This window comes from Wolbachia endosymbiont of Oryzaephilus surinamensis (assembly GCF_025617515.1).
In the GTDB taxonomy this organism is placed as follows: domain Bacteria; phylum Pseudomonadota; class Alphaproteobacteria; order Rickettsiales; family Anaplasmataceae; genus Wolbachia.
The window spans coordinates 214,786-229,123 of sequence record NZ_CP092526.1; the positions used below are offsets into that span (position 1 = coordinate 214,786).

The 14,338-nt window shown below is 36.1% G+C and carries 18 protein-coding genes; all 18 read left to right on the forward strand.

Annotated elements, in window-relative coordinates:
* Positions 1 to 13: 13 nt before the first annotated feature.
* The gene (locus MJ631_RS00950) at positions 14 to 493 is read left to right on the forward strand and encodes a hypothetical protein (RefSeq protein ID WP_262986455.1); all 480 of its coding nucleotides are present in this window, start codon (positions 14 to 16) and stop codon (positions 491 to 493) included.
* The gene (locus tag MJ631_RS00955) at positions 493 to 1,974 is read left to right on the forward strand and encodes an ankyrin repeat domain-containing protein (RefSeq protein ID WP_262986456.1); all 1,482 of its coding nucleotides are present in this window, start codon (positions 493 to 495) and stop codon (positions 1,972 to 1,974) included. The genes MJ631_RS00950 and MJ631_RS00955 overlap by 1 nt, the downstream gene beginning before the upstream one ends.
* Positions 1,971 to 3,812, forward strand: coding sequence for a phage terminase large subunit family protein (locus tag MJ631_RS00960; protein ID WP_262986457.1), 1,842 nt, complete (start codon positions 1,971 to 1,973; stop codon positions 3,810 to 3,812). The genes MJ631_RS00955 and MJ631_RS00960 overlap by 4 nt, the downstream gene beginning before the upstream one ends.
* Complete coding sequence (locus MJ631_RS00965) at positions 3,802 to 4,026, forward strand: gpW family head-tail joining protein (RefSeq protein WP_262986458.1); 225 nt, start codon at positions 3,802 to 3,804, stop codon at positions 4,024 to 4,026. Before MJ631_RS00960 ends, MJ631_RS00965 begins: the two co-directional genes overlap by 11 nt.
* 26 nt (positions 4,027 to 4,052) lie before the next feature.
* Positions 4,053 to 5,084, forward strand: coding sequence for a PDDEXK nuclease domain-containing protein (locus MJ631_RS00970; protein ID WP_096097252.1), 1,032 nt, complete (start codon positions 4,053 to 4,055; stop codon positions 5,082 to 5,084).
* Positions 5,084 to 6,496, forward strand: coding sequence for a phage portal protein (locus MJ631_RS00975; RefSeq protein WP_262986459.1), 1,413 nt, complete (start codon positions 5,084 to 5,086; stop codon positions 6,494 to 6,496). Before MJ631_RS00970 ends, MJ631_RS00975 begins: the two co-directional genes overlap by 1 nt.
* Before the next feature lie 14 nt (positions 6,497 to 6,510).
* Complete coding sequence (locus tag MJ631_RS00980; RefSeq protein ID WP_262986460.1) at positions 6,511 to 7,590, forward strand: S49 family peptidase; 1,080 nt, start codon at positions 6,511 to 6,513, stop codon at positions 7,588 to 7,590.
* Positions 7,591 to 7,636: 46 nt separating this feature from the next.
* Positions 7,637 to 8,008, forward strand: a complete 372-nt coding sequence (locus tag MJ631_RS00985) for a head decoration protein (RefSeq protein ID WP_262986461.1) — start codon at positions 7,637 to 7,639, stop codon at positions 8,006 to 8,008.
* A 36-nt stretch (positions 8,009 to 8,044) separates the two neighbouring features.
* On the forward strand, positions 8,045 to 9,049 hold the full coding sequence (locus tag MJ631_RS00990; RefSeq protein WP_262986462.1) for a major capsid protein: 1,005 nt from the start codon (positions 8,045 to 8,047) through the stop codon (positions 9,047 to 9,049).
* 83 nt (positions 9,050 to 9,132) lie between these two features.
* Positions 9,133 to 9,438, forward strand: a complete 306-nt coding sequence (locus MJ631_RS00995; RefSeq protein ID WP_262986463.1) for a head-tail joining protein — start codon at positions 9,133 to 9,135, stop codon at positions 9,436 to 9,438.
* Position 9,439: 1 nt separating this feature from the next.
* Positions 9,440 to 9,946 (forward strand): phage tail protein, encoded by a 507-nt coding sequence (locus MJ631_RS01000; RefSeq protein WP_262986464.1) that lies wholly within the window; start codon positions 9,440 to 9,442, stop codon positions 9,944 to 9,946.
* Positions 9,943 to 10,419, forward strand: a complete 477-nt coding sequence (locus MJ631_RS01005) for a hypothetical protein (protein ID WP_262986465.1) — start codon at positions 9,943 to 9,945, stop codon at positions 10,417 to 10,419. The genes MJ631_RS01000 and MJ631_RS01005 overlap by 4 nt, the downstream gene beginning before the upstream one ends.
* The gene (locus MJ631_RS01010; RefSeq protein ID WP_262986466.1) at positions 10,406 to 10,870 is read left to right on the forward strand and encodes a phage baseplate assembly protein V; all 465 of its coding nucleotides are present in this window, start codon (positions 10,406 to 10,408) and stop codon (positions 10,868 to 10,870) included. The genes MJ631_RS01005 and MJ631_RS01010 overlap by 14 nt, the downstream gene beginning before the upstream one ends.
* A gap of 1 nt (position 10,871) precedes the next feature.
* Positions 10,872 to 11,126: a PAAR domain-containing protein gene (locus MJ631_RS01015; RefSeq protein WP_262986467.1), complete on the forward strand. Its 255-nt coding sequence runs from the start codon at positions 10,872 to 10,874 to the stop codon at positions 11,124 to 11,126.
* Positions 11,127 to 11,148: 22 nt separating this feature from the next.
* Positions 11,149 to 11,484, forward strand: a complete 336-nt coding sequence (locus MJ631_RS01020; RefSeq protein ID WP_263858697.1) for a GPW/gp25 family protein — start codon at positions 11,149 to 11,151, stop codon at positions 11,482 to 11,484.
* Between the two features lie 2 nt (positions 11,485 to 11,486).
* Positions 11,487 to 12,281, forward strand: coding sequence for a baseplate assembly protein (locus MJ631_RS01025; RefSeq protein ID WP_262986469.1), 795 nt, complete (start codon positions 11,487 to 11,489; stop codon positions 12,279 to 12,281).
* On the forward strand, positions 12,281 to 13,441 hold the full coding sequence (locus MJ631_RS01030; protein WP_262986470.1) for a phage tail protein: 1,161 nt from the start codon (positions 12,281 to 12,283) through the stop codon (positions 13,439 to 13,441). Before MJ631_RS01025 ends, MJ631_RS01030 begins: the two co-directional genes overlap by 1 nt.
* A gap of 167 nt (positions 13,442 to 13,608) precedes the next feature.
* Positions 13,609 to 14,319 carry an ankyrin repeat domain-containing protein gene (locus MJ631_RS01035; protein ID WP_262986471.1) on the forward strand — a complete coding sequence of 237 codons (711 nt, stop codon included), beginning with the start codon at positions 13,609 to 13,611 and terminating at the stop codon, positions 14,317 to 14,319.
* The last annotated feature ends 19 nt before the right edge of the window (positions 14,320 to 14,338 follow it).

Consider the following 14,338-nt stretch of genomic DNA (forward strand, 5'->3'; position numbering starts at 1 on the left):
GAGGAGGAAAAGAGTGGAAAAAATCACACAAACAGAGTGGGCAAGAGAACAAGGATTTTCAAAGCAATACGTCTGTTATTTAGTAAAGAAAGGAATAGTTGAGCTGGAGAATGGACTCATTGACCGAGAACAAGCAAATAGGGCTATAGAAACAATCAGAGATCCAAGTCAACCGCTGAGAAGAAAAAACTATTCAGAAAACGGAGAAAAGCTTTCCACAATGTTGCTAAAAACGCGAATAAAAAATGAGATGGAACGTGGTAAATTGCTTGAGGCAAAAGCTAAGGCTGAAATAGGAGAACTTGTAGCAGTAGAGGAAGTAAAGCGCGATGCATTTAACGTAGCAAGAGTTGTCCGTAATAATTTGCTTAATATTCCAAATAGAGTTTCAGCACTGCTTGCATCACTGAGTGACACTGAAAAGATTCATATGGCGCTAACCGAAGAGATTACAAACTCATTACAAGAATTATCTAACGCTAAATTTGAATAATGTCTGCTAAGTTAAGTTTAGAATTAATAAAGTGCCTCATTAATCAACCTGGATTAGATGTTAATGTCAGAGGATCAAACGGAAAGACACCACTGCATTATGCAGTAGAAATTAACGAGCTTAGTATGGTTGCACTCTTACTGAACAGGAAAAATATTAATCCACTGATCGCTGATGATGATGGTAAAAGTGCGCTTTCTTGTGCAAGAGAAGAAATATTACAAGCACTAATCAATCATAAATATGGATCAGAGGGAGATAGCTTGCTTCACTTAGCTGCGATGTTGAATGAAGCAAATGCTGTAAGATTTTTACTTAACAAAGGAGTTAATGTTAATGAGCAGAATGCTTTACTACATACACCATTACACTTAGCGGCAGGAGCTGGACATGAAGAAATAGTAGAAATTTTAATTAGAGAAGGAAACGCGGATAAGGATGTTCTTGACGTGAGAAATCATGCAGCAATTCATTATGCAGTAAACAACAAGAAGCTAGAAGTAGTAAAATTACTTTCAAATCTTGGTGCGAATGTCAATATAGCTGGTAGCGGCAGAAATGCAATGAAATTATCTTCTTTGCACGTAGCTATAAGTAGTAGTAATTACGACGAAAGGGACTTATGTTTAGATATTGTAAGATGCTTAATAAATGTTCCTAATGCTGGGGTTAACTTACAAGATTATGAAAATAAAACGCCACTACATTATGCTGAAAGGCTGAAAACAATAGAAGTTTTACTAACGCGAGAAGATATAGACCCTTTAATTAAGGATGATAATGGCAAGACACCATTTTGTTATGCAAAAGAAGCAAATAGATTAGATATAGTAAAGATTTTAGCAAGTAATAGATACGGAGCTGATAAAAACAGTTTGCTTCATTTAGCTGCCAGAAAAGGATATGAAGACCTAATAGACGGTATTCTGGGTGAAGGAGTTGAAATAGATGCTGTAGATGAGAGTGGAAAAACGGGAATTTATGTTGCTGCAAAGCATGGTCACTTTAACGTAGTAAAGTTGTTGCTAAAGAGAGGAGCAGATGCCACGGATGTTTTTCAGTATGCAATAATAACGAACAACGCAAAATTAATAAAATTACTGAGCAAAGAGAAGGAAATAGTGCTATTTGGAAGACAGAAGAACTTTCCAACATTTCATTTATTGAGCAATAAATATTTTGAAGAAAGGAAAATAGCAGACAAAAAAATAAAGAAATATATCAATATCGTCTGTGTTTCTATAACAGTATGTGCAATAGCGATAGTGGGAATTTACCCTAACATTATAGCTGCGGTAATGGTGGGAATAGTTGCGTTCATAGCTGCAATAACAATGAGTAATTTAACTCAGAAGTACATAGAAGAAGCACTTGAAAAGAAAATGTTTATTGAACTTGAAAGTGAGAAAACAAGTGAGTGCAGTTCTATTTTAAGTGATGTTGAGGTATCATCTAATGATGGTGAAGAGCTAGCGATATGATATATGCTACATCTTTTTCTGAAGGTTTAAAACCAGATCCAGAGCTTAAAGTATCAGAGTGGGCGAATGAGTATCGAGTTCTAGCATCAACTGCAGCATCAGAGCCAGGTAAATGGAGAACAGAAAGAACTCCTTATTTAAAAGAAATAATGGATTCACTATCACCATCTTCACCTGCAGAAAAAGTAGTATTCATGAAAGGAGCGCAGATTGGGGGAACAGAAGCTGGTAACAATTGGATAGGCTATATTATCGATCAAACACCAGGTCCAATGCTAGTAGTACAGCCAACAGTTGAAATGGGAAAGCGTTGGTCAAAAGGAAGGTTTGCGCCGTTAATAGAGAGTACACCATGCTTAAAAAGTAAAGTAAAAGACCCAAGGTCAAGAGATTCGGGCAATACTGTGCAAAGTAAGGAATTTCCAGGTGGAATAGTTGTGATTACTGGAGCAAACAGCAGTGTAGGACTGAGGTCTATGCCAGTAAAATATCTCTTTCTTGATGAAATAGATGCGTATCCAGGAGATTCAGGAGGAGAAGGAGATCCAGTACTGCTTAGTATTGCTCGAACTAATACATTTGCACGGCGAAAGATTTTTTTAGTGTCAACGCCAACGATTCATGGAATAAGCAGAATTGAGAAAGAATTTGAAGCAACAGATAAGAGATACTTTTTTGTACCATGTCCACATTGTAATTATTACCAAATATTAAAATGGTCACAAATAAAATGGGAAGATAAAAATCCAAATACAGCACACTATATATGTATAGAATGTGGTGAAAAGATAGAAAATCATCAAAAGACAGAGATGCTTGAGCGTGGAGAATGGAGGCCTACTAATAGAGTAAAAGATGAGAAAAAAGGATTTCATCTTTCAAGTCTTTATAGTCCAGTTGGCTGGTATAGTTGGCAACAAGCAGTAGAAGATTTTCTCCATGCAAAAGAAAGTGAACAATTACTGAAAGTTTGGATAAATACTACGCTTGGAGAAACTTGGGTAGATAAAGGAGAAGTACCTGATTGGAAGCAATTATTTAACAGGAGAGAATTTTTTCAGATTGGCACAGTGCCAAGGAGAGAAGTGGTACTTACTGCAGGAGTAGATGTCCAAAAAGATCGTCTAGAGGTGGAAGTTGTAGCCTGGGGAAAAAGCCGTGAAAGTTGGTCAATAGACTACCGAGTATTTGAAGGAGATACAGGAGGTGGAGAAGTATGGGGAAAGCTTTCGGAGCTCCTCAATCATCATTTTATCGGTGAAAATGGGCTTGAATATATGATAAGTATGATGGCAGTAGATGCTGGATATGCAACGCAAGAAGTATACAACTGGGTAAGAGGTCATCAAGGATCTGGAAGAGTAATGGCAGTTAAAGGTGTAAATAAAGCCCTAGTGCCACTTAGCAGCCCAAGTAGAGTTGATATAACAGTTGGTGGTCAAAAGCTAAAAAGAGGAATAAAGCTCTGGCCAGTAGGAGTATCGATATTAAAGTCAGAGCTTTTTCAGCTACTTAATGTTTTAAAAAACGGGGAAAAAGAAGAAGTGCCAGCAGGATACTGTCATTTTCCTGAGTATGCACCTGAATATTTTAAGCAGCTAACGGCAGAACAATTAGTCAGCAAGGTAGTGAAAGGATACACCAAACAAGAGTGGCAAAAGGTAAGAGAAAGAAATGAAGTACTAGATTGCCGAATTTATGCAAGAGCTGCATCTATTGCACTTGGAATTGATCGTTGGCCAGAGAGTAAATGGAATAGTTTGAGTGGAAAAATGGAAAGCAAAAAGCCTAAAAAAGTAAGACAGAGTAAGTGGCTTGGTAATCAAAATGTACAGTGAAAAATATTTAACTCAAGTTGAGAAAGCAATTCAAAAACTGCAAAGCGGAGAAAGAGTTGTCTCAATTGCATATGGTGACCATGTTGTGCGGTACGGGGAAGTTCAAATAAAGGATTTATTGGAGCTCAGGCAACGAATAAAAGCGGGGTTAAAAGTTGCAGGCATGAGGTCAAAGAGGAAAATTGTTTTTTCAACGAGTAAAGGGATCATATAATGATAAAAATCGTTAAAAGGAACCGTATGACAAAAATTATAGCAAAAGAATATACAGAATTTTTAGAGCAGCTCAAAGAACAGATTGCTACTAGTCGTTATAAAGCAGCACTAGCAGTAAATAGCAAACTCATTGTGCTTTATCACTATATTGGTACAGAGATCTTAAGGCGCCAAAAAGAACATGGTTGGGGTGCTAAAATCATAGATCAGCTAAGTAAGGATTTGAGAAGCGCATTTCCAGAAATGAAGGGATTTAGTGCTAGGAATCTTACTTATATGCGTCAATTTGCTGCAGAATATCAAGATACTGAATTTACGCAGCAGGTTGCTGCACAATTGCCTTGGTTTCATATTGTAGTTATTTTAGATAAAGTAAAAGATCCAAAAGAAAGACTATTTTATTTTCAAAAAGCTATAGAGCACGGTTGGTCACGTAGTATAATGGTGATGCAAATCGAACGTGAATTGCACAAACGTCAAGGAAAAGCTGTTACTAACTTCAAAGATAAGTTACCTTCTCCCCAGTCAGATTTAGCACATTATACATTAAAAGATCCATATATTTTTGATTTTTTGAGTATAGGAGATGACGCTCATGAAAGAGAAGTGGAAAAAGGTCTTGTAGGCCATGTAGAGAAGTTTTTGCTTGAGCTAGGGGAAGGATTTGCATTTGTAGGTAGGCAATTTCACTTAGATGTTGGAAATAAAGACTTCTATATTGATTTATTGTTTTACCATTTAAAGTTACGTTGCTTTGTAGTAATTGAGCTAAAAGACAAAGATTTCAAGCCAGAATATGCAGGTAAAATGAATTTTTATCTTTCAGCCGTTGATGATTTACTAAAGCACGAGACAGATCAACCATCTATAGGATTAATTTTATGCAAGTCAAAGGATAACGTACTAGCTAAGTATACACTGAAAGACATAAATAAACCGATAGGGTTGGCAGAATATAAAATTACTGAAAATCTACCAGAGAATGTAAAGACAGCCTTGCCAACAATAGAAGAGCTAGAGGCTGAGTTATCCAAAGTTTCAGATAAGGAAAAGTAATGCTGTTAAAATCGTTCAAGCAATTATTTAGCAAACCAAAGATAAAAAGTTTAGCATGGGATGCAGCGGGCTCAGGAAGAAGGGTAATGTATTGGCAAGGAGAAGCGGGAAGCATAAATAATTTGCTTTCTCAAAGCCTTGAGCACCTGCGTAGTAGATCACGTGATATGGTGAGAAAAAATCCATATGCAGCAAATATAATTGATACGATAGTAAGTAACTCTATTGGAACAGGAATAAAACCACAATCAAAAGCAAGAGATGGAGAATTTCGCAAAAAAGTACAAGAATTATGGCTAAAATGGACAGATGAAGCAGACAGTAATGGAGTAAGTGATTTTTATGGATTACAAGCTCTAGTATGTAGAAGTATGATAGAGGGAGGAGAATGTTTTGTACGTTTAAGAACGAGAAAGCTGGAAGATAGATTTTCTGTGCCATTACAACTGCAAGTACTTGAGTCCGAACATCTAGATAATAAAACAAATCAAACTTTAGGAAATGGTAATGTAATAAGAAACGGGATTGAGTTTAACAGGCTTGGGCAAAGAGAAGCATATTACTTATTTAGAGAACATCCAGGAGAAGGCTCATTTGGCGAATCAGTTAGAGTACCAGCAAACGATGTTTTACATATCTATAAACCACTGAGACCTGGGCAAATTAGAGGAGAGCCATGGCTTTCGAGTATACTGCTAAAGCTCTATGAACTTGATCAATATGATGATGCAGAATTAGTGAGAAAAAAGACAGCAGCGATGTTTGCAGGGTTTATTACAAGGCTCGATCCTGAAGCAAATATTTTAGGAGAAGGTGAAAGTAATGAGCAAGGAGTAGCACTATCTGGCCTAGAACCTGGAACAATGCAACTTTTAGACCCAGGAGAGGACATAAAATTTTCAGAGCCATCAGATGTAGGAGGAAGTTATGAAGCATTCATGAGACAGCAACTGAGGGCAATAGCAATAGGTACAGGAATAACATATGAGCAGCTAACAGGAGATTTAACAGGTGTTAATTATTCATCCATTCGAGCAGGATTAATAGAGTTTCGTCGTCGATGTGCTATGCTGCAACACAACATTATGGTATTCCAGTTTTGCAGACCAGTATGGAGTAAATGGCTAGAGTTAGCAGTACTTTGTGGAGAACTGAGTATAGATGAAAAAGTAGTAAAAGCAGCGAAAGAAGAAGTAAAATGGATACCACAGGGATTTGATTGGGTAGATCCACTGAAAGACCAGCAAGCACAGCAAATGGCGGTAAGAAATGGCTTCAAGAGCCGCTCAGAAGTAGTATCAGAAATGGGTTACGATGTAGAAGAAATTGACCAAGAAATAGCAGAAGATCAAAAGCGTGCTGATTCTCTCAACCTTTTCTTTGATTCTGATGTTAGGACACAAACAAAATAAATCTCGTTTACTTTATGGAAATTTTACAAACCAACTGGCTATGTAGGCCGATGATGATAGAGCAAAAAAGCTTTGACCTGTTGTCACTATATAACGGAAAACAACCTATCTTTAAAAAGATAAAACATGCAGTAAATCAGAATATAGAAAAAACAGCAGTAATAGAAATACATGGAATTTTGACCAAAAAACCAGGAGCTTTTGACGTCTTTCTGGGAATGACATCATATGAGCAAATAGAAGAACAAATTACACAAGCATTAGCAGATAGTAGCATAGAGACAATTATACTGGAAATAGACAGCCCCGGAGGAGAGGTAAACGGTATATTTGACCTGGCTGATTTTATTTATGAATCAAGAGCAAAAAAGAGAATTGTGGCATTAGCAAATGATGATGCATACTCTGCTGCGTACGCTATAGCCTCTAGCGCTGAAAAGATTTTTCTCACCCGCACTTCAGGAGTTGGGAGTATAGGAGTAATAGCAAGTCATATAGATCAAAGTGGGTTTGATGAAAAACAGGGAATAAAATACACCACAATCTTTGCTGGCAGTCGAAAGAATGATTTAAATCCGCATGAGCCTATTAACTCTGAAGGTTTAAAAAGTTTGAGAGAGGAAATAGATCGTTTATATGAGATGTTCGTCCAGCTAATAGCACGGAATCGAAATCTTTCTATAGAAGCAATCAAATCAACGGAAGCAGGGCTATATTTTGGGGAGAAAGCAGTAGAAATAGGCCTTGCAGACGGAATGACAATTCTTTCATCTATTAATAAAAACAGGAGTATTACTATGAATGAACAAACTACAACTGACCTAGAAACTGATAATTTAACTAATAAAATCAAAAATGACAGTTATCATGCTGAAGTTCTTGAATTAATACGTTTATGCAACTTATCACGAATGCCAGAGAAAATAGGAGAATTTATAGAGCAGAATGTTAGCAGCAAACAAGCACAAGAAATATTAATGTCGATACTTGCAGAACGAACAATGAAGACTGAAATTTTAAGCACATTACCACAGAATTCGTCAGAAGATTTAATGATGCAGGTAGCAAGAAGTCGTGCACAATCTGGCATTTAGAATATTCATAGTATAACAAAAGTAAAAAATAAAGGGGAAAAGCAGAATGAGTACTATAACAGAACAAAATAACCTTGGGGATCTTCTGAAATACGAAGTTTCAAATCTATATTCAAGAGACCAAATAACAGTAGCTAAAGGTCAAAATCTTAAGCTTGGTGCAGTAGTTGCCAAAAAGACGGAAGATGGTTTTATTAGAGTCCTTAATCCCACTGGAACAGACGGCACACAAACAGCAATAGGTGCAATAGTAAGTGATGTAAATGCGACAGAAAATGCCAAAGCAGTAATTATTACTCGTGGTGCAATACTAGCAGATCATGCAGTTGTGTGGCCAGCAAATATCACTGAAGAACAGAAAGCTGAAGCAATAAAGCAACTTGAAGCACGAGGGATCATTATCCGCAAGGGAGCTTAAAAAAACTATTAAAAACACAAAAGGGGAAAATAAAAAATGCAAAATCCATTTACAAATACAGCATTTAGCATGACGGCACTAACAAATGCGATGAATATATTGCCGATAAATTATGGACGAGTTGAAAATTTAAATTTATTTCCAAGTAAGTCAGTAAGATTTAGACATATTACCATAGAAGAACATAATGGAGTTTTAAGTCTACTACCAACGCAAGTACCAGGGGCACCAGCAACAGTAGGAAAACGTGGTAAAAGAAAGGTAAGAACATTTACCATTCCTCATATTCCTCATGATGATGTGGTGTTACCAGAGGAAGTGCAAGGAATAAGGGCATTTGGATCAGAGAGTGAACTGAAAGCGCTGGCAGATGTAATAACTGATCATTTGCAATCAATGAGAAACAAACATGCAATAACATTAGAGCATTTGCGAATGGGAGCGCTAAAAGGAATAATTTTAGATGCTGATGGGTCAGAATTATTAAATCTGTACAACGAATTTGAAATCACACCAAAAGTAGTAAATTTTGCACTAGGAACTGCAACAACTGATGTAAAGCGTAAGTGTATGGAAGTACTCCGGCATATAGAAGATAATCTAAGTGGTGAATATATGACCGGAATTCATGCCTTGGTAAGCCCTGAGTTTTTTGATGCACTAACTTCGCATAGTAAAGTGAAAGAAGCATACGAGAGATGGCAAGAAGGAGCAGCGCTTCGAAATGATATGAGGTCAGGATTTACGTTTTGTGGTATAACATTTGAGGAATATAGAGGGCAAGCAACTGATCCTGAAGGAACAGTAAGAAGATTTATAGAAAAAGATACAGGGCACTGTTTTCCACTAGGAACAGCAAGTACATTTACAACATATTTTGCACCAGCAGACTTTAATGAAACAGTAAATACTCTTGGACAGCCACTCTATGCAAAACAAGAGCCAAGAAGATTTGATAGAGGGACTGATTTGCATACGCAGTCAAACCCTCTGCCAATGTGCCACCGTCCAGCGATACTAGTCAAGATCGTTGCAACATAGGTAGAGCAAATATAAAGCGGTGTGAGGCAGAAGAATGCTTTACCTCTTCTTAGCATATAAATGTTAGTATATAGCGGAGAAACGTGCAAGAGAATATTAAGAGATTATTTAAAGATTGTTTTGCCCATTTAGGAGAAGTGGCTTTATATAAATCAAAGGATAAGTCATATATGGTACAGGTATTAAAGCAACAGCCAGATAAATTATACGAGATTGGTGAAGGACAATTTGTGGGAGAGATGATTTTTCTTGAGGTAAGCATTTTTGATATACTGAGGCCAATTGTAGGAGATATTTTTGTTATAGGTGATTGCAAATACAAAATACACACACCACCACTTAGAGATAAATCTGGAATGGTCTGGCGAATCGAAGCGTATGGGGTGTAAAATGTCTGTGCATATAGAAGTTGAGGTAATAGAAAGTGTAAATGCTAAAAGAAAAAAAATAGAATTAGCAATAGTGAGAGCGTTAAACAGAACAGCACTATGGCTAAAATTGAAGACAGCAAAAGAAATTAGTGAGGAAAAGAAGATAAAATTAAGTTTGATAAGAAAGAGATTAAGAATTTTTAAAGCAAAAACAAGCAGATTAGAAGTGTTAATTAGAGCAAATCTCTACGACATTAGAGCATCGACAATTGGTAAAATACAAAAAACAAGAAGAGGATCGAAAGTAGGAAAGCATGAGTTTATAGGAGGATTTGCAGCAGTTATGCCAAAAGGAAATAGCGGTATTTTTAAACGTGAAGGAAGAGCAGCATTACTAATAAAGGAAGTTAAGTTGCCACTAGAACCTGAGGCTTCAAGGATAATAGGGAATCTTGTTAATTATGAAGTTGAAAAGGTATTTGAAAAATTCTTCCACCGCGAATTAAGTTACATTACACCTATATGAATTGGCAAGATTTACATCAAGCAATCTGCACTACGCTGAAGAAAGAAATACCAGCAATTCAAACTTGTGAAATTTATCCATCGATAAGGAAAGAATTATTAGCGCCAGCGTTATTTGTAGAGCTTGTGAGTTTAGAATCTGGAAAAGATCCAGGAACAGAAGAATTAGCACTGAAAGCAAGATTTGAAGCACGAATTGTGATTGATAGCACGGTAGAAAATGCACCTATTATTATCAGAACATTAGCTACTGAGGTTGCAAGAGTAGTAAATAAAAATACTTGGAACGTGAAAAATGTTTCACCAGGAGAATTTATATCAGGAGGAGGAGATGATTTTAGGCCGGAGTTAGATGCGTATTTGGTGTGGATGGTTGATTGGAGTCATCAGCTTCATTTAGGTAAATCAGTATGGGAAGAGGGGAGAATTAAACCACATACAATAAACGTAGGAAATATAAATGTTGGATCATAGTTTTGCGATTTCAGAGCTGAATAGGAAGCTAGCAAACGTTATTCGTATAGGAATTGTAAAAGAAATAGATTATGAAAAAGCAAAAGTAAGAGTGAAAATAGGAGAATTTTTAACAGATTATTTACCGTGGATAACAAGTAAAGCAGGAAAAGATAGAGATTGGTGTCCGCCAGATATTGATGAGCAAGTAGTTATACTTTCCCCGCTGGGAGAATTATCTTTAGGAGTAGTACTTCCTGGAATATATCAACAAAAGTACTCTGCACCAGAAAATAAAAAAGAGGTGAGTAGCTTAACATTTCAAGATGGAACAAAGTTGTCATATGATAAAGATAAACATCATTTAGAGATTGAAGTAGTAGATAAAATAACACTGAAGGCTGGAGAATCGAGTATAGAAATGACAAAAAGTGGAATAAAACTGAAAGGAAGTATAATAGATTTAAATTGACATGAGAAGAGCTATAGTTTGTACAGGCGATAATTGTACTGGAGTACCTATTCATGTTTGCGTAAGCGGGAGTAAAGATGTGCGTATTAATGGTAGATCTGTCTGTCGTAGAAGTGATACCTTAACTATGGGAGAGACACTAACGCAAGGATCAAATAGCGTATTTGTAAATGGTATTGGTGTAGCGAGAACAGGTGATGTGGCGTCCTGTAGTTTTCAAGTAGTAAGTAAAAATCAAAGTGTGTTTTCAAAATAAAAAAAATTAAAGTAGTCGAAAAATGAGAGGAATGGATGCTAAAACAGGGAAAGAATTAGAGGGAATAGAACATCTGAAACAATCGATAATTGATATACTGACCACTCCAGTAAACAGTAGAATAATGAGGAGAGATTATGGCTCAAGATTATTTGAATTGGTGGATAAGCCAATAAATAGAGATTTAACACTTGAGATATATGCAGCAACAGCAGAAGCTTTGGAAAAATGGGAAAAGAGATTTAAGTTAGAAAAAGTAAAAATTACAGAAGTAAAAGAGGGAAAAGTAACGCTTGACCTGGGAGGATTATACGTGCCAAGTGGGAAAAACATTCGCTTTGATGGGGTTGTGGTATAAAGATGCAGCAGCTAAATATTGTAGAAAAGCCAAATTTCGAGGAAATATTTTCAAGAATGAAGGAAGAGTTAGTCTGTAGAGATGAAACCTTTTCAGCATTAGTAGAATCCGATCCAGCAATGAAGGTTCTGGAAGTAGCAGCGTGGAGAGAACTTTTGCTCAGACAGAGGATAAACGAAGCTGTAAAGGGTAATTTACTTAAATTTGCAACGGGAGAAGATCTTGATAATTTGGCTGAATTTTATGGAGTAGAGAGGCAGAAAGAAGAAGATGACGAACGATTTAGAAAGAGGGTAAAAGCAAAAATAGCAGGTTGGTCAACAGGAGGAAGTAAGGAATATTATAAATATCATGCACTGTCAGCAGATAGTAGAGTAAAAGATGCACTAGTGGAATCACCTATACCAGGAAAAGTACAAATTTCAATCTTATCAACACAATTATCCACAACTGGCATAGCGTTAGAAGAGCTACTAGAAATTGTAAAAAAGCAGGTTACTAGAGATGATATAAGGGTTTTAACAGATACAATAACAGTAGCTGGTTGCAATATTATGGAAATAGATATCCACAGCAGAATCAGCACGAATTATATAATATCAGAGGAAGAAATCAAGAAGCAGTTTATTGAGAAATTTGAATTAGCAAAAAGATTAGGGTGGAGTGTAACAAGATCTTGGATAATAGCGAATCTATTTGTAGATGGTGTAAAAAATGTGGAATTAATCGAGCCAAGAGAGGATGTTGTGGTGCTAGGTAACGAGTGTGCAAATTTGCGAAATTTAAAGATTGAGTAATGCTATTGCCCCCAAACGCAACAAAGCAAGAGCAAGCATTAGTAGAAGCAATCGACTACAAAGTTAATCCAAGTTGCATAAGAGGGTTTAAATTTAGATTAGAAGAAAGAATATTACCTTGGCTAATTGAGGAATATGAATTGGGGGAAATATTACGCTGGGTAAAAGATAGAAGAAAAGCCATAGTAGAAGGAGTAAAATTTCAGCGTTTAAGAGGAACCCCAGCATCACTCAAAATAGCACTAAAATGGGCAAATATAGAAGATATTACAATTATCGAAGAACCACCTGGCAAGCACTTCTTTGAGCTGCAGATAGGTATAAAAGATGTTCCAAATGACTTTTTTGTAGATGCAGTAGTAGAACTTGCAAAGCTGTCATTGCCAGCAAGATCGCGGCTAATGAGGATTTTCAATGATCACTATAACGTTGATAGGTTTATTTTAGATGAAAGTTTATTTGGAAGTTTGTTATCAGACTACTCTGGTATAAAAGTTGAAAAAAATGGGCCAGTGTTATCGTTTGGAAGAATAAATTTTTTCAGTTCTAGAGGTCCGTTAGTAGAGATTGTAGACAACTATTTAAGAGAGCATTATGAACAAACATTTAGTAATGACATATATCGATTAGATGTAGCAGTACTTGGAGAAACAGAGGCTCATACAAAGGATTACAAAGGCATTTATGAAAGAAGTCATCAGTGGTACAACTTAAAAGCACTATATCCTCTATCACAGAGCTTATTACCAGAAATAAAGTTTGCCAAAGCACAGATTGTACTGTCAGATAGCTGGAAATTAGGAGAAATAAATGGGTGCTTTCCAGTAAGTAGCGTAGAAGAAAAAGGAAATAAATTTGTATTGGGAAACGATAAACTTTCAGGGCAACGTTGGAATTTAAAACACAAGCCAATTTTAGAAAGATTCAGTATTATCCATCGTTACAAAGTAGAAAATTATACAGATCAGAAGGTCAGAAAATATGTTTTAGCAGAACACAACATTTACTATAAAAACGACTCAGATTCAGAGCAAAAAGACTCAATACACGAATTAGAAAATTACATTTTAGTATTTTATTCAGGAGTACTGAAGTGGCACGAACATCGACATTTGCACAGAAGTTGGAAAAGTAGTCAAGTTATATCTATAATAAGTTAAGTACTTATATTTAGATCCTCATATATTATATTAATAATAGGTTAAAGTGTATGAAATAAAAAGAAAAAGACTTGCTTTCTCATGCTAAAAAGGACATGACTTGAATAGCGGCAGGTAAATATAAGAAATTTGTCTGGCGCTAGAAAAGCTAATTTTGTGAGGTAAGTATGAAGTTTAGCAAAGAATCTTTTAGTAAGTTTTGTAAAGAAGTATCAAGTAAGGATATTAATAAAAGAAATGAAGAAGGAGAGACGATATTACACCAAGCAGTAGAAATCTCCAATTACAAAACAGTGAGGTTCTTAATAAAGAAAGGAGCAGAGGTAAATGCAAGAGATAAAAATGGTTATACACCTCTGCACTGTGCAGTATTTGCGAAAAGCTTAGAAAATGTAAAAGTGCTGCTAAGAGAAGGAGCAGAAGTAAATGCCACTCAATATGTTACTGGATGTACGCCACTGCACTCTGCGTGCAAAATAGGAGGAGCAAAAGTTGAAATAATAAAAGAGCTAGTAAAAGCGGGAGCTGAAGTTAATCAACTGAATAAGTACGGTGCAACACCAATGTATTACATCTGGGAAAGTGAAAAGTATCGTCTATGTGATAGCAAAGAGAGTGAAGAGGCGAGTAAATTTCTGAGAGAACAAGGAGGAATAACAAAAAGTAGAGAACTGACGTGCTATGGAATAGAGAGGCTAGTGGGAGAAATAGCAGACATGTTGAATGGGAGTTATTTGCCGGAGTTAAAAATAATAGAGATAGAAGAAATAAGGAAGAGAGACAAATCGCTAATAAAGAAAGAATGTCAAAATTTAGCAAGCAAGATAATGAGCCAAGTGAACGAAATGATAGATGAGGTAGCGAAAAGGAAGGTTTAAAAGAGGGATTTAAATTTAA

Bases quoted from the DNA above. Each gene is read 5' to 3' on its own strand.
- MJ631_RS00975 (WP_262986459.1), top strand. From the start codon at position 5,084: ATGCTGTTAAAATCGTTCAAGCAATTATTTAGCAAACCAAAGATAAAA.
- MJ631_RS01025 (WP_262986469.1), top strand. From the start codon at position 11,487: ATGCAGCAGCTAAATATTGTAGAAAAGCCAAATTTCGAGGAAATATTT.
- MJ631_RS00990 (WP_262986462.1), top strand. From the start codon at position 8,045: ATGCAAAATCCATTTACAAATACAGCATTTAGCATGACGGCACTAACA.
- MJ631_RS00960 (WP_262986457.1), top strand. From the start codon at position 1,971: ATGATATATGCTACATCTTTTTCTGAAGGTTTAAAACCAGATCCAGAG.
- MJ631_RS00965 (WP_262986458.1), top strand. From the start codon at position 3,802: ATGTACAGTGAAAAATATTTAACTCAAGTTGAGAAAGCAATTCAAAAA.
- MJ631_RS01000 (WP_262986464.1), top strand. From the start codon at position 9,440: ATGTCTGTGCATATAGAAGTTGAGGTAATAGAAAGTGTAAATGCTAAA.
- MJ631_RS00980 (WP_262986460.1), top strand. From the start codon at position 6,511: ATGGAAATTTTACAAACCAACTGGCTATGTAGGCCGATGATGATAGAG.
- MJ631_RS01015 (WP_262986467.1), top strand. From the start codon at position 10,872: ATGAGAAGAGCTATAGTTTGTACAGGCGATAATTGTACTGGAGTACCT.
- MJ631_RS01005 (WP_262986465.1), top strand. From the start codon at position 9,943: ATGAATTGGCAAGATTTACATCAAGCAATCTGCACTACGCTGAAGAAA.
- MJ631_RS00955 (WP_262986456.1), top strand. From the start codon at position 493: ATGTCTGCTAAGTTAAGTTTAGAATTAATAAAGTGCCTCATTAATCAA.
- MJ631_RS01035 (WP_262986471.1), top strand. From the start codon at position 13,609: ATGAAGTTTAGCAAAGAATCTTTTAGTAAGTTTTGTAAAGAAGTATCA.
- MJ631_RS00970 (WP_096097252.1), top strand. From the start codon at position 4,053: ATGACAAAAATTATAGCAAAAGAATATACAGAATTTTTAGAGCAGCTC.
- MJ631_RS01020 (WP_263858697.1), top strand. From the start codon at position 11,149: ATGAGAGGAATGGATGCTAAAACAGGGAAAGAATTAGAGGGAATAGAA.
- MJ631_RS01010 (WP_262986466.1), top strand. From the start codon at position 10,406: ATGTTGGATCATAGTTTTGCGATTTCAGAGCTGAATAGGAAGCTAGCA.
- MJ631_RS01030 (WP_262986470.1), top strand. From the start codon at position 12,281: ATGCTATTGCCCCCAAACGCAACAAAGCAAGAGCAAGCATTAGTAGAA.
- MJ631_RS00985 (WP_262986461.1), top strand. From the start codon at position 7,637: ATGAGTACTATAACAGAACAAAATAACCTTGGGGATCTTCTGAAATAC.